The sequence below is a fragment of the Rivularia sp. UHCC 0363 genome (genome assembly GCF_034931125.1).
GTDB lineage: Bacteria > Cyanobacteriota > Cyanobacteriia > Cyanobacteriales > Nostocaceae > Rivularia.
Map to the genome: position 1 here is coordinate 1 of NZ_JAYGHM010000111.1, position 14,614 is coordinate 14,614.

The 14,614-nt window shown below is 38.3% G+C and carries 10 protein-coding genes and 2 pseudogenes; 4 read left to right on the plus strand and 8 right to left on the minus strand.

Going from position 1 to position 14,614, the window contains the following annotated elements; all coding sequences use genetic code 11:
* Positions 1-398: 398 nt before the first annotated feature.
* From VB797_RS33455 to VB797_RS33465, 3 genes and pseudogenes are all read right to left on the minus strand, one after another.
* Positions 399-1,784 (minus strand): annotated as a pseudogene (locus VB797_RS33455) (SAV_2336 N-terminal domain-related protein); the annotation flags it as partial.
* Positions 1,781-2,731, minus strand: a complete 951-nt coding sequence (locus VB797_RS33460) for a MoxR family ATPase (RefSeq protein WP_323242109.1) — start codon at positions 2,729-2,731, stop codon at positions 1,781-1,783. The gene VB797_RS33460 and the pseudogene VB797_RS33455, both read right to left, overlap by 4 nt.
* Before the next feature lie 14 nt (positions 2,732-2,745).
* Positions 2,746-4,194 carry a hypothetical protein gene (locus VB797_RS33465; protein ID WP_323242110.1) on the minus strand — a complete coding sequence of 483 codons (1,449 nt, stop codon included), beginning with the start codon at positions 4,192-4,194 and terminating at the stop codon, positions 2,746-2,748.
* 179 nt (positions 4,195-4,373) lie between these two features.
* Between VB797_RS33465 and VB797_RS33470 the strand changes: the two genes are divergently transcribed.
* The 3 genes from VB797_RS33470 to VB797_RS33480 all read left to right on the plus strand — a co-directional run bounded on the left by VB797_RS33470 (position 4,374) and on the right by VB797_RS33480 (position 8,746).
* Positions 4,374-5,291: a hypothetical protein gene (locus VB797_RS33470; protein ID WP_323242111.1), complete on the plus strand. Its 918-nt coding sequence runs from the start codon at positions 4,374-4,376 to the stop codon at positions 5,289-5,291.
* A gap of 62 nt (positions 5,292-5,353) precedes the next feature.
* Positions 5,354-6,325, plus strand: a complete 972-nt coding sequence (locus tag VB797_RS33475; protein ID WP_323242112.1) for a caspase family protein — start codon at positions 5,354-5,356, stop codon at positions 6,323-6,325.
* Positions 6,326-6,415: 90 nt separating this feature from the next.
* On the plus strand, positions 6,416-8,746 hold the full coding sequence (locus VB797_RS33480; protein WP_323242114.1) for a tetratricopeptide repeat protein: 2,331 nt from the start codon (positions 6,416-6,418) through the stop codon (positions 8,744-8,746).
* A gap of 468 nt (positions 8,747-9,214) precedes the next feature.
* Here VB797_RS33480 and VB797_RS33485 read toward each other — a convergent pair whose 3' ends face one another.
* The 5 genes and pseudogenes from VB797_RS33485 to VB797_RS33500 form a co-directional block, all read right to left on the minus strand.
* Positions 9,215-10,831 (minus strand): IS1634 family transposase, encoded by a 1,617-nt coding sequence (locus VB797_RS33485; RefSeq protein WP_323242115.1) that lies wholly within the window; start codon positions 10,829-10,831, stop codon positions 9,215-9,217.
* 201 nt (positions 10,832-11,032) lie between these two features.
* Positions 11,033-11,362, minus strand: coding sequence for a HEAT repeat domain-containing protein (locus VB797_RS33490; RefSeq protein WP_323242116.1), 330 nt, complete (start codon positions 11,360-11,362; stop codon positions 11,033-11,035).
* A complete protein-coding gene (locus VB797_RS33495) occupies positions 11,356-13,197 on the minus strand; it encodes an NACHT domain-containing protein (protein WP_323242117.1) in 1,842 nt (613 codons plus the stop codon). Before VB797_RS33495 ends, VB797_RS33490 begins: the two co-directional genes overlap by 7 nt.
* 66 nt (positions 13,198-13,263) lie before the next feature.
* Positions 13,264-13,481 (minus strand): annotated as a pseudogene (locus tag VB797_RS35115) (tetratricopeptide repeat protein); the annotation flags it as partial.
* Positions 13,482-13,601: 120 nt separating this feature from the next.
* Positions 13,602-13,829, minus strand: a complete 228-nt coding sequence (locus tag VB797_RS33500; protein ID WP_323242118.1) for a hypothetical protein — start codon at positions 13,827-13,829, stop codon at positions 13,602-13,604.
* 15 nt (positions 13,830-13,844) lie between these two features.
* Here VB797_RS33500 and VB797_RS33505 point away from each other — a divergent pair, with 15 nt between their 5' ends.
* Positions 13,845-14,153: a tetratricopeptide repeat protein gene (locus tag VB797_RS33505; protein WP_323242119.1), complete on the plus strand. Its 309-nt coding sequence runs from the start codon at positions 13,845-13,847 to the stop codon at positions 14,151-14,153.
* Positions 14,154-14,614 lie beyond the last annotated feature (461 nt).

Consider the following 14,614-nt stretch of genomic DNA (forward strand, 5'->3'; position numbering starts at 1 on the left):
AACCAAGCTTGATTTAGCTCTTGCGACCATACACAATCATGTAAAACATAACCACTGGGATAGGGGGCATTCACCACCCAAATTGCGAAATTGTCAGTGCCTGTATGAACTAGACAGGCGATCGCCACGTTTAAGGACGGACAAGGACTTGGTACACGACGAGTTTGGTATAATTCCTCAGAAGACTGTTCTAACTCTTCAGCTAATTCTGTATACTTCCCACCTAAACGCCTCAACACCTTCGCTGTAATTTGAGCAAAAGGACGAACTGAAACTCCACCCGAATCATCAAACAACCCCGGATTAACCAACATCGCCGTAAACTCATCAACAGATAACCCAGCCCTTTGCGCTACATATTCCGAAACCTTACGCAATACCTCAGTTGACTCGGTTAATGGAACTGCATCAAGCAGCAAATCCCGCACCCCATCCACAAAGTCATATTGAATTTTATCCGCTTCTACACCTTCATCAATTGGCGACAATGGCTTTAATATTCCACCCAAAAACACCTCAGCCACATGAACTTGACTTGATTGCGGTAACATTGTCTGCCGTATCAACCGCACCACTGGTAAACTAATAGGTGCAGTTGCCAAAAGTCCCGCTAATTTCCGTGCCATTGGTGAAGCTGTGAGGCGAAAGCGTTGTAAACGTTGTTTGGCTGAAAGTTCAACGTGAGAATTTTCTATTGACTCGTCACCAATATCAAATATTTTCGCATCCGGTGCAAGTAAAAATCCTTTAGTTTGCACATCTCCCGCACCTGCTACCATCCAAGCCCAATTCTTTAGCGATTCTGGTTCTAAAGTTACTACGGGTACTTTTAGCTTGTTAACAACATCGCTTTCATCAAGCAAATCCAATGCTGTCATTATTAACTGTTGGTTGGGTACTCCAGGAGCTAGACTCCGGAGCAAAATTGAATCAGCAACACCCAAAGCGCTTCTTTCCCAAAGCCACTCTGGTAATACTTGAATGATTGTCATTGGGCTAGTGCTAGCCCAAGCAGCTAAAGCTTTTGTTATCGTACCGTTGTGCCAAGCTGGAGAAACACAATCACTTATAATTACAAACAAACGCCGACCATTGGGGTCAATAAGTTCTCTGGGATTATGTAACTTTTGTTGGCGAGATACCGAACCAATTCTAGAACGCAGCCATACTTTACTATCTTCCGAGATAAATAATCCCCAAGTTCGCACATCTCGGAAAGCACCATGTCTTTCAAGTAGTTGTTTAAATTCTTTGATAGTTTGCTTCCAAAGCATCATTGATGCTCCCTCGTCTATTACCAAAGCCATTTCTAGCCAGCGTTCGGGAGCAGGTCGCATTACGGGTAGCCAAAGTTTCTCTTCAGCAATGCGTTCTGCGGTAGCGCTTTCATCAAGGATAAATTCGCTTTTGGAAGGGACTCGGCGTTTTAAAGGTCGAAGAGCGCGGGATATTTCTAATTTGTTTCGTAATGCTTGAGCGGCAGGAACTTTGATGGGCAAGTCGCTTGAAGTTTGGCTATTATCCTGGGGCGATTGGGAATAGACGTTAGTGCTAGTTTCGGTTTTGGTGGCAGACTCTAGAGAATTGTTATTTTGATTTAATGGTAATTGAGGCGCAGTTGGAGTGATTTCTGAGGTTGATACTGGTGTTGGCTGTTGCAATTGTAGTAAAGGCGAAGAATCGGAGCGCCGCATTTGCACGGTAAGCCAAAGGATATCGGCAATCTCTGTATCATCTAAATCAAATCCCAGGTTTTCAAAAGCACCAATTACCCGCTCAATCATATATCCTCTGTACTTGTGAGATATTTCATCAATGCGTTGAGCAACCGTTCTTTATCATCACCAACCGGACTCCTTTCACGGGTTACTAAATAAATAGCATTGAGTAACTGATCCGTTGCTAAATCACCTGCATCGCTTCTGTCTCGACGTTGCATAAATTCGGTGATTACAGCTTCTGCTTCAGTCGTTACAGTATCGCCCAAGTGAGCTTGAACAATTTTTTTCAACGCCGTTGCATCAGGATTTTCCATTGTCAATCGCAAACAACGTCGTAAAAACGCCGGAGGAAATTCCCGTTCGCCGTTGCTAGTTAGTAGTACAAAAGGAAATTGGGTACAGCGCACCCTTCCTTTTTTTATAGTAGCGACACTGCCATTATAAGTACGTACTTCCACTGAGTCGTATTCTTCGGGTAAGCGAGCTAATTCGGGAATTTCAAATTCCCCTTCTTCAAATATATTCAATAAATCGTTAGGTAAATCGATGTCACTTTTATCAATTTCGTCAATCAGCAAAATGCGGGGATGAGGTGACGGTAGCAGGGCTGTTCCCAAGGGACCAAGTTGGATATATTTGCCGATAGTCTCGGTATTATCCTTGCCTTGAGCATCTTGTAAACGTCCAATTGCATCGTAGCGATAAAGTCCTTCTTGCAGGGTTGAGCGGGTAGTAATCGCCCATTGCAGTACAGAACCCAGCTGTAGCTCGTGAGCAACTTTGTAAGCGAGGGAAGTTTTACCAGTTCCCGGTTTACCCGTTACCAACAAAGGACGGCGCAAGTAAAGTGCTGCATTAACTAGTTCAATTTCATTGCGACGGACTTGAAAGGTTTCACCTCGTTGTTTTTGCTTAGTTTTTCCGAAGTCACGCCATTTTGGCGGTTCGGGAAGATTTTTAACTCCATCATGGGGCTTGTCTGTACCTCGAAAAATCAGCCAGTCGCTCATTCTTTGTTCCTCATTTACGATACAGAGAATTCCAATGCAGGGTTTGGTGGTACTCGATTGGGGTTATCCCATAGTAAAACTAAATGATTACCCAAATGTTGATCGCGATCGGCTGCGAAACGTTGTTCTTTCACGCGAGTAGCTAATTCGTGTAATGGCTTTTCTAGTAGCGTGTCAAAGTCAATAGCATTATTTAGACTTTTCACTTCACAGCGCGACCAAAGTACAATTGGTGTTCCTGCACTGTGAACAGCCCTGAGTAAATTATCCCTTTCTGAGTTTGACAACGTACAGCATACCTTAAGAAGAATTTTTTGAGTCAATAATTTTCTTAATTTATTTGGGTCAAAACGAGCTTGAGAAATCGTTATGATTTCCTCATGACAAGGAATATCTTTCCAAGTAAAATTTACTTTTTCCCAATTGCTTCGCCAATAGGAACCTTGTTGGGTACGTAATTTTTTCAAGCGTTCGTAGGAACGTACCACAACCCGATGCTCTACCCCAATATTAATATCAAAGCCCTCGTCGTCTTGATACGACCATTTTTCGACTTCATCATTTAGCCGATCGCGTGGGAGAAAGATTTCGATAGTTAGTTCTGTTGGCTGTCCTTGCAAGTATTCTTCAAAACATTGCTGGAGCAATTTACTTAGCAGTAGGGGCAGATTTTCGGGTACAAAAGAAATTTCTGGTTGCTGTTCGTCAACTGTTAAAGGTTTAAAACGTTCCCAAGGGTCTTTGATAGTATCATCGGGGATAAACCAAGCTTTGAGAAACAATTTATTGTTTATTTCTGGACAAAGTTGGATTAGTAGGTAGGAATGAAGTGGTTGTAAGGATTTAGTTTTATTTTTAGTTTCAAAAGAATTGTTAGTTAATAATTGCCCTAGTTTTTCACGTTTAATTTGCTCCATATTTTTATCTTGAGCAAGCAAATATATAAAATTTAATAACGGTGAATTATCGGGGTTTGTCTGGGGAATCTCTACTAATTGGGCAATAATATCATCAATGTTTTTTGGTTTTTCTCGCCAATCAAACCAACCATCGGGAAGCTTGATTGCGGAGAAAGCTTTACTAATTGTGGCAAAATCGGAAATATTCAAGATGAGATTTATTTGGTTTTGAATATTCTCCTGTTTGATATCCCCAGTGCTTAAATCTCGTCCCGCAAAAATATCTTTCAAAATGTCTTGTTGGGTTTCTGATTTTATGATTTCCTCACCCATCACTTCCTGCAAGACTTTTTTTATTGCTTCTGCATCCGTATTTTGGTAAATCTTATCGCCAATATGAATATCTCTACCTTCAGCAATATTGACAATATGCTTACCAATCTGAATTTCCTTTTCGCCATTACCTCTACAAAGTAAACTTCGTAATTTTTCTCTGTCATCCTCAGTTTCCTGATGGTTGACAATGCGTTCAAAAATAAACTCTAGGTTGTTACACTCACTCATTGATATTGTTTGCGATTGTGGCTAAAGCAAGAGAAAAGTAGACAAACTGAAAAAATACTGTTGATAATTAGTATTTATTATGACAAATACTACAATTTTAGTGTTCCTTGACCGTGTAATATCACTGACATCGGGAATTAAGATCGTAAAAACAAGTTGAGCAGAGGAGAGCAAACGTTATGAGTAGTGTATTTAAAGACATCAAAGTGATTGGCGAGTACGAACAACCTGAATGGATTGCCGCCAAACTCAAAAATATGCAAGACCCAGATTTTCAGGACAATGTGTCCGAAGATACGAATCCAACTAGAGGTGGTAAAGGTATTTTAGAGTTCTTAAACTTAGTTCAAGACCAGCCTTGGATGTATGCAACTCATAAATTTGGTTACATTCCTCCCACTAAACCAGGTTCGCTAGAGCCTCAAGTTATCAAAAATCCTAGTGCTATTACTGCGGATACTAGTCTTAAAAATAACAGTATAAATATTCGTTTAGACCGTCTACATATTGCAAAATATCCCGGTGGTGGAACCCATAATGTGATGGTGACTTTTGCAGCTAGGAATCAGGTAGCAAATACACAGGAGACTGTCAGCTTTAGTCAAACTTATCGGGTACAGGAAGGACAATCTGCTGGTATTGCTGGTTATCCGGTGTTTATTGGTTTAAATGTTGGTTCCCAAGGGGTAGCTTTTGAATGCTCGACGGTAAATGTCAAAAATAACGAAGACAAAGCAATATTGAGCGCATTAGAATCTTCACCATTTCAAAGTGGACTTAAATTATTAACAACAGCACAACCTGCGATCGCGCCTTTTACGGAAATCACTGTAGGTGTAGTTAAAATGTTGGCACAACGCAGTGAAAATGTTGCTGTGCAGAAATTTTATCTGGGATTGGATTTTGAAAATATGGCAATGGGGTGTCGTTTAGCAGAAGGTAATTACATCGCAATCCAGGTTGATGATGAAATTGCAATTAATTGGGAAAGGTGGGTTTACAAACCTGGTATTGGTGCAATTGTACATAAAGCATCGGATTATGAAACCCTGCCTTATAATTATGTTATTTTCCGCGTCAGTCGTTATGAAGAATAATTAGCAGTCAAAATAATCTTGTTTCTAATTCACAGATATTGTTTAAATGGAGTTAAATAAAAATGAGCGATAATTTCAGTAAATTTAATAATGGTTATGCACTTTTGATTGGTGTTGGAGAATCTAAATATGCTCCTTTATCATTGCCTGTAACTGTCAAAGATACTCAAGCAATTTATGCGGCTTTAATTGATCCAGAATTATGTGCTTATCCGGATGATAAAGACCATATTCGGGTTTTAAATAATCAAGAAGCAACTCAAGCAGCTATCTTAAATGGTTTGAATTGGTTAAAAGAAAAGGCTGAATATGACACGAATGCAACTATTTTTATTTACTATTCTGGTCATGGTTGGGTAGATAAGAATACGCAAAAATATTATTTACTACAACATGATATTAAGCCTACTAAATTAGCCGCTTCTGCATTATCAGCAGAGATTTTTACTGATGCATTGCGACAGATTGAAGCAGAACGTTTATTTGTTGTGATTGATAGTTGTCATGCTGCGGGAATGGCAACTTCTAAAGAAGCTGATTTAGAATTAGAAGAAGAATTTGATGATTTTATTCGACTTGCTCCATCTAAGGGTTTTATTGATGCATTGAAGCAGGGTAAAGGAAGAGTGGTATTTACTTCTTCTAAAGGTGAACAAAAATCATATATTAAAGATAATTCATGCAGCATCTACACCTATCATTTCCTTGAAGCTTTACAAGGTGCTGGAAATAAATCGGGTGATACAGAGGTGCGAGTTTCTAATATTATGAATCATTTGGGTAAAGCTGTATTTGAAAGTGCGCGTCAGTTATATAATGCCGAGCAAGAACCTCATTTTGATCTGGATGCAGGAGATTTTATCATAGCTAAGTTACGAGGTGGGAAGGGTTTACCAAGTAAGGGATGGGATGAAGTAAAACCGGAAGCTACCCAGAAGATTAATAAAATTGCCGATGTTATTAATCAGCATGGGAAATTTATCACTAATATTAATGAAGCTCGCGATCTTCATATTGGTGATGTTTATCACTAATGAGCCATAGTTATATTTTTCCGGAATCGGTCATCATTTGATTGAAGTTGCTTATAATTACAGTAAAATTACTGAGGAGCAGTCCTAAGAATGCCTGACTCTGACGATTTATTAGCCATTATTGAGCGTATTCTCAGTCACCAGCATACTGAGACAGATTTAGCATTATTGCGTCAGGCAATTAGCGCAAGCTCCAACCAAGGTACGCTACAGATTGGCAAGTATAACGTTAATATCGGGGAAGGTAGAGATATTCACATTGGTGACAAGATTTATCAAGGTAGTCCTCGTAAAGCCGCAACTGCTGTCAATCGCATCCCCTATGCTGGTACTCCTAATTTTGTCGGACGAAGTGATGAATTAACAATAATTCACGAGAAATTGCATCAAGAAAATAACGCTGTGGCGATTTCTGCGGTGTCGGGAATGGGTGGGATTGGGAAAACAGAATTAGCGGTAAAATATGCGAGAGAATATATAAATAATTATCCCGGTGGGATTTGTTGGTTAAATGCTAGAGATGCAAATTTAGCTGCGGGAATTATTCAATTTGTACAGCTACAAATGGGTTTAGAAGTTCCTCAGCAGGATTTTCAAGGAAATCCATTGACGCTGATTCAACAAGTAGCTTGGTGTTGGCAAAATTGGCAACCACCAGAGGGTTTGGTATTGGTAATATTAGATGATGTGACGAATTTGGAGGGGTTTGCTGAGTTAATTCCCCCAAATCATCGCTTCCGGATTTTGATGACAACGAGATTACGAGATATTGATGCAAATGTTGAGGAAATTGCTCTCGGTGTGTTGTCACCGGAAGAAGGATTACAACTATTAATTAATATCGTTGGGGAGAAGCGAATACGTCATTACGTTCGCGTAGCGTGTCCGAAGGACTCGGAACGAAGTAATCGCAATGACTCGTTAGAAGTGAAAGATGTTGGGATTGCTTCCTTACGTCGCAATGACACCGAACTAGGAACAGCGCAAGAGTTATGTGAATGGTTGGGATATTTACCTTTAGGAATCGAATTGGTGGGACGGTATATCAAGAAAAAACCTCCCCATTTTACTTTAGCGAAAATGCTGGAATTGTTGAAACAGCAGCGACTGAATCAAGAAGCAATGAATCCCCAGCAAAAAGGATTGAGTACTGCACAACGGGGAGTTTTAGCTGCATTTGAAATCAGTTGGGTGGAATTGAGTCCAGAAACACACAGAGTTGCGGGGTTATTAAGTCTATTTGCAGCGGATATTTTTGTGTGGGAATGGGTAGAATCAACAGCGAAATTACTCAACTGGGATGAGTCTGATGTTGAAACAGCAATTGAGCAACTTTATCAACGTCATTTAGTCGGGTGTGTAGAAGACGATGGGGAATATTCTTATCAAATTCATCCTTTAATTCGAGAGTTTCTAAAAATAAAATTAACAGCAGATGCTGATATCAAGGAAATTAAACAAGCATTTACCAATACTTTTATGGAAATTGCTCAGACAATCCCTCAAACATCAACTTTAAAATTTATTAATTCACTTAAAAAAGCTATTCCTCATTTAACAGAAGTCGCAGAAAACTTGATAGATACAGTCAGCGATGAAGATTTATATTGGGCTTTTACTGGTTTAGCTAGGTTTTACGATGGACAAGGTTTATATGCATTAGCTGAACCTTGGTATGAACAATGTGTATCCGCAGTCAAATCCCGTTTGGGAGAAAATCATCCCGACACAGCAACTAGCTTCAACAATTTAGCAGAACTTTACCGTTCCCAAGGAAGGTACGAAGAAGCAGAACCACTTCATATCGAAGCTTTGGAGTTAAGAAAACAGCTACTCGGAGTTAATCATCCCGACACAGCAAGCAGCTTGAACAATTTAGCAGCACTCTACTATTCCCAAGGAAGGTACGAAGAAGCTGAACCACTTCATATCGAAGCTTTGGAGTTAAGAAAACAGCTACTCGGAGTTAATCATCCCGATACAGCACAAAGCTTCAACAATTTAGCAGGACTCTACGATTCCCAAGGAAAGTACGAAGAAGCTAAACCCCTTTACATCCAAGCTTTGGAGTTAAGAAAACAGCTACTGGGAGTTAATCATCCCGATACAGCACAAAGCTTCAACAATTTAGCAGAACTCTATCGTTCCCAAGGAAGGTACGAAGAAGCTGAACCCCTTCACATCCAAGCTTTGGAGTTAAGAAAACAGCTACTGGGAGTTAATCATCCCCACACAGCAATCAGCTTGAACAATTTAGCACTACTCTACTATTCCCAAGGAAAGTACGAACAAGCTGAACCCCTTTACATCCAAGCTTTAGAAATTGTAGAACGGGTTTTGGGAGTTAATCATCCCCATACGGTGACTTGTCGGGGAAACCTGGAATATTTACGCGCACAGATGGGAGGAAGTGGGGGATGATTGGTTGGGAAGGTTGAAAAAACTGTTTTTGGGGTGATCGAAAAAATGCGATCACTTTTGTTGTGTTCATGAGAATTTTGCGATCGCTAACAGGTTAAGTGGAACAGAGTGGAACCCAAATATATAACCCACATTCCGCACCCTAATCTGTAATACTCGGTTATCACGGGTAATACATTAAACAAAAAAGAATCAAATTACACAAATATCTTTTTTTTAGTTTAGTAAATCGCGATCGCCATACAAAACTAATGTCAATAAGAATCAATAAGGAGAGTCTTATATTTGAAGAAGTATTTATACTTGATAGATAATAAAATATTATATATAATTTATATTTTTCCAGATAAATCTAATGTCTAGAATAATAAAGTAGAAAAAATAGTATTAAAACTAAGAGGTAAAAGAAATAAAGCTTCTAACTCTAATAATAAATAATTTGATAAATAATTATGTTAACTATTGAAGCTAATATTGATAGTATCGATAGCATTCAATTGGTAGAAAATTTAGAATGTATTTCCTATCTTCAGTAAGATTAGATATTTGTTTATCATTGTTCAAAAATACAAGGTTAATAGATTGAAAACATTGGAATATCCATCTCAATGTTGGGCGTTCTGTAGGTTTACCCAATTGATTTTTAATAGTAGATTTAGATGATGAAAGAGCAGCACGAATTTGTCTTTGTGCAAGAGTATAAACTAATAAACATAACGCCATTATCATTCCAAGAGCTTCTATTCTTTTTGGAGTTTTAAGAAAAACACTGTCTGCAAAAAATAAAGGGTCTTTAAGAAAACCAAAACCCCTCTCGCAAGATTGTTGAGCTTTATATTCAGAAATCATTTCTGAATTACTAAGTATATTTTCATCTAAAACATTTGTAGCAAGAACAAAACGTCCAGCACTTTGAATACTATTACTTATAGCAGGTTCATTTTTTGATAATGATGCTTCTATCTGGTAAAAAAGCTTTTGATTTTCAGTTTTATCAGATAAAGTTTTTTTATGAATATGAATATTATCTAAATTATGATATTTGAATTTTTTAGATAACTTTGATACTGCTTTCATTGCATCTTCATAACAATTAAAATGTTCTCTTTGTAATTTTTTTAATTGCGAAGTTGCGCTAATTTCGGATTTTTGAATTCTTTTTTCTAATTGTCGTAGGTCAGATTTCTTTCTGGCTTCACTTTGAACTACTAACCATCTTTGTTGAATATCAGCATAGCTACTTTCTTTTACAACATATGAGTAACCATTTATTTGACTTTTGACTAATTCAGAATCATCTATAGTTGAAACCAATCTTTTAGCTTCAGCTAGTGATAATGGTACGCGAGATAACCATTTAATATCAGATAATAATTTTAAATTTGTAGCAGTATATAAAGCACTATCTGCGACCATCAAACTATCAACTTCTATTTGCTTCTTAAAATCAACTAATATTTTACCAAAACTGGCAGAATCTACTTCATTTCCAGATGCAGTTTTGAAAAAAATTGGTATATCTCCGTCTCCAGAACAGATTAAATCAATAATAAATTGTTTTAAATCTGGTCTATGGTCACGAGAATAACCATATGTTATTTTAATTTCTTCTGGCTCTGTACTTTCTATTTCCGATTTGTTTGCTTCCAAACCTTTTTTGTTATATTCACCATGTAGATGAAAAGATGAAGAATCTAGATGTTCAAATAATAATGATACATCAAATATCTTAACTGCATTTAATGAAATTGCTAAGAAAACATTACTTAATCCTTGATTAAATAATTTATCCATTGTTCTACCCAACTTATCATCATTAAGATATTCAGGTTTTACTCCTTCTCCAATTAAATGTTCACAAGCTCGATTCTCAAAGAATTTTGAAAACATATACAGTGGTGCAGAAGCAAAGCCTAAACCATTTAAAATCATTGCTTTTACAACATGACCAGAACTAATTTTTTCGGAAATATCTTCTCCAACTAAGCTATTAACTATTTCTACTAACCCAATTGAATCAATAATTCCGGCAACTATTCCTAAATGGTCAATATTTTTAATTTCAATTTCAGATAGAGTAGACATAGCACCTATAAAATGTGAAAAACACCTTGCTCGTATTTTCACACTTTATGTACTTAAAAACTTATAAAAATCTGTTATTTCCTATCAGCAAAATTCTTATCTCAACTAAAATCTACAATACTGGCTACTCAATACATAATTACTAGTATTAACAGTAATCTTTCTCATTTGGTTTCAATAATTATAATTGCTTGATAGTTTTTATGTACTATTAATGACTGTCAACTTATTTTGGAAGTTGTGGGGTGCGGAATGTGGGCTAGAACAAACGAAAGGTTGCTTATCATTCGTTAATACTTGAATCAAAGCATTCACTGATTTAATACTTTCAAGTTTTCCTAAAGCTTCTATTACACTGGAACGAACAAAATAGTTTTCATCTAGTATGGATTTTAATAAAGCTGTCACTTCTTTTTCCGAGCCAATATTCCCTAGTGCTAAAGCTGCATGATACCGTATACGAAAGTCTTGATGCTTTAATGATTGCAATAAGAATAAAATAGCTTGATGGAAGACTCTTTCCCCTAACACTTTTTTGCTTGATAATTACGTCCTTTTAAATAATATTCAGAGCCTTTTCTACTTACTAACTTTTTATCAGTTAACGAAATAACTAACTCTAAAATACCTGTATTAGAAGAAACAATTTTTTCTAAACCAGAAACTATACTGTCACACAGCCAATAATTACTCTCTTCTTCATGTTTTGCAATCTCATTTAAAGCAGAAATATGCTCATCTTCCGATTTCTTAATTGTATTTATTGCTTCATCATCACCCAACTTGTCTAATGCCTCAGCGATAATATAAGCATTTTCATGATTTTTATTATTCCATGCTTCCTGCAATGGCTTAACTGCTTTTGCAGAACCTGTTAAACCTAAGAGATAAAATTTTAGTTTCTGGGATACATTTAACTTTAATATTAACTTTACTGTCTGTTCGTGAAAGTTATTTCTTACTTCTCCTGCTAACCTTGCCCCTAACATTAAATCTACATCTAATGCTTGTTTGATAAATTCTATCGCTTCTTCTTCTGCGACTTCAGAAAATCCCAACATTAATGCTATGATTTCTGTCCACTTAAGAAGATTCAAATAATTCTGCCTGAGTTGCGTGCTGTTAAAAGTTGGTAACAATTTCAGCAAATCTTTAGCTGCAAAATACTCCTGAAAAGTCGGATGGAAAAACGCATAAACACCCTTCCTGGGATTATCCCCATCCACCCCCACCTTATTCAACCATCCCAATCGCAACGCTAACCCAAACAAAGAATCTGCATCATCTGGTTCCCCTAAATACTCGCATACAAATTCCTGCCGCAATCGAAACCGCGTTGCTTCTTTATCAATTGCTTCCCGTGCTAATTCTCCCAAAGCTGCATTCAACCACTTGCGCTGTTCCCCAGTTGTCACAAACTGTCCCTTCTTCCACTCGTAAAAATCTGCGACAAACTGTTCGTACAATCCTGCTTTCGTTTCCGGTAATTTCCCTTCACTCAAGTACCAATTGAAACACAGCAGCGTTAACCGTAACGGGTTTTTCGCCAAATCCCGAATACGCTCCTTCCCCGGTTCTCCCAATGCCGCATACAACCGTTGTCCTATCTGGATTTCTGCTGATGGGAGCGAGCCAAACCAATTGTCGATAAACTGCTCCACCTGCTGGGGATAGGAAAATTCCAAGGTGCGATAATTATCGAAGGAATCGAGGGCATTGGTACCACCGTCCCAAAGATTTAACCGACAGGAAAGCACAATCCGCGCTTGTTGTAGTAAAGTTCCCGTGCGAAGTTGGCGCTCAATCTCTCCTAACGGATTGCCCACCGTTCCCTGCATTTCATCAACCCCATCCAGCAACAGCCACACCAAACCCCGGCTAAATTGAGCCACAAAATCATTTTTAACTTGGGTAGATGCTTCGGCTTGTCCGACTTTACGGACTACTGCTTGCAACCATACCTCGAATAAATATGCTTCCAGTTCCCGTCCACGCAAATCAGCCAAAGATACCCAAATCACAACCGCATCAGGGATTTCTTCGGACACCCATCGAGCGATTTGCTGCAACAGCGTAGTTTTCCCCGCTCCCGGTTCCCCGATAATTCCAATCCGTTTTCCCTGACTTTTGGGGCTTTGTCTTTGTTGAAGTACCCGTTCCAAAAACTCTTGATGCTCAAAGGTTTGGGTAATTTCGGTTTCCCGGTAAAGTTCCGAACCCTGCTCTGGTGCTACATCCTCCCGTCTTCGAGTTGGCTTTTTTCGCTCCACCAATCCCAATGGTACATACACCTGCTCGGTGCGATAGCTAATTCCCTCTCCTGATGTCAGTGGGTTTGTGGTGAGTCGCAACTGTTCCGACAGCATGGTTTGGCTGATGTGATGCCAGTCAATTTCTACACGTTGAGAATTTTGGGAAAATATTTCCAGGAGAATAGCGCGAATCGTCTCCGCATCAGCACCTTGGTAAATTTTATTGCCAATATGAATGTCCTTCCCCTCGGCAATATTAACGTTATATTTTCCTACTGAACAGTATTGCCATCGCTATTTGACGTGATGAATTGACGTAATTGGGCAATATCATCCTCGTTTGCAGTGTGGTTGAGGATGCGTTCGAGTATTTCTTCCAGTTGCCACGATTCCGCCATCGATCAAACCTATCCCCGCAGCATTAAAATATACTGATATTATAGAGAATTCCTGGGAAAAGCAACGAACAGGTTGTTAATTGTTTAATTTTTGGGCAATAGGCAAGTAGGATAAAATACCTAACTTGTAATTTTTTTCAACGAAACCAAACCATTATCGGCAAAATCTATCTCCAGATGATAATCTTCCATCATCGCAACTCCCAGTAATGGCTTATAACCGGAAGCTAAAACGGGGACTATTTTTTCCACATTGTCCCAAACAATAGTTCCTAAATGTACCGATAACAAGGTTTTGCTACCGTCCGCTAATCTCGCAGGTATACTCGTATACAAAGGAACATTCATTACTTTGCAAGCAGTTTGAATAATTTAGCTGTACTCTACGATTCCCAAGGAAAGTACGAAGCAGCAGAACCTCTTTTTCTCAAAGCATTGGAGTTAAGAAAACAGTTACTCGGAGTTAATCATCCTGATATTCCACAAAGTTTGAACAATTTAGCTGAACTCTACCAATTCCAAGGAAGGTACGAGGAAGCAGAACCCCTTTACATCCAAGCTTTGGAGATTGTGGATCGGGTTTTGGGCGCAAATCATTCCAATACGGTAACTTTTCGGGGAAACATGGAATCTTTACGTACACAGATGGGAAAGAATGGGGATGATTCTTGATTTGGGAGGTTGAAAAGGTGGTTTTTTGGTTAATTATTGTGGATTTCGGTCAATTGACTCGTTGGTAGTGAGGAATTTTGCGATCGCTTTCTTAAGTCGCAATGACGTTTTGACGTTTATTTGTTGGTAGTGGGGACGTTGCGATAAGCGGAGCTTAACCCCAAGGGCGTATTGGATTCTTGGTGATAATTGGAATGCGACTTTATCATGTATTTACGCCAACATATCAAATCGCTTTCAAATAGGTATGGTACATCATTTCTCACCTCCAACACTACCGAACGGAAACTTTTTCCGTTCGGTAAATTGTCTCAATTAAATAAGATACAGATATTCTCATTTTTAAACTTTCTGAGAATAGTGGAATCAATATTTACCCGTACCTATACGCTTCAAAAATATAGCAATTAATAGATTTAGACTAATTTAAAGAAAAGTTATTTTATACGTTCAGAGTATAA

Bases quoted from the DNA above. Each gene is read 5' to 3' on its own strand.
- VB797_RS33460 (WP_323242109.1), bottom strand. From the start codon at position 2,731: ATGAGCGACTGGCTGATTTTTCGAGGTACAGACAAGCCCCATGATGGA.
- VB797_RS33465 (WP_323242110.1), bottom strand. From the start codon at position 4,194: ATGAGTGAGTGTAACAACCTAGAGTTTATTTTTGAACGCATTGTCAAC.
- VB797_RS33470 (WP_323242111.1), top strand. From the start codon at position 4,374: ATGAGTAGTGTATTTAAAGACATCAAAGTGATTGGCGAGTACGAACAA.
- VB797_RS33475 (WP_323242112.1), top strand. From the start codon at position 5,354: ATGAGCGATAATTTCAGTAAATTTAATAATGGTTATGCACTTTTGATT.
- VB797_RS33480 (WP_323242114.1), top strand. From the start codon at position 6,416: ATGCCTGACTCTGACGATTTATTAGCCATTATTGAGCGTATTCTCAGT.
- VB797_RS33485 (WP_323242115.1), bottom strand. From the start codon at position 10,831: ATGTCTACTCTATCTGAAATTGAAATTAAAAATATTGACCATTTAGGA.
- VB797_RS33495 (WP_323242117.1), bottom strand. From the start codon at position 13,197: ATGCTGTCGGAACAGTTGCGACTCACCACAAACCCACTGACATCAGGA.
- VB797_RS33500 (WP_323242118.1), bottom strand. From the start codon at position 13,829: ATGAATGTTCCTTTGTATACGAGTATACCTGCGAGATTAGCGGACGGT.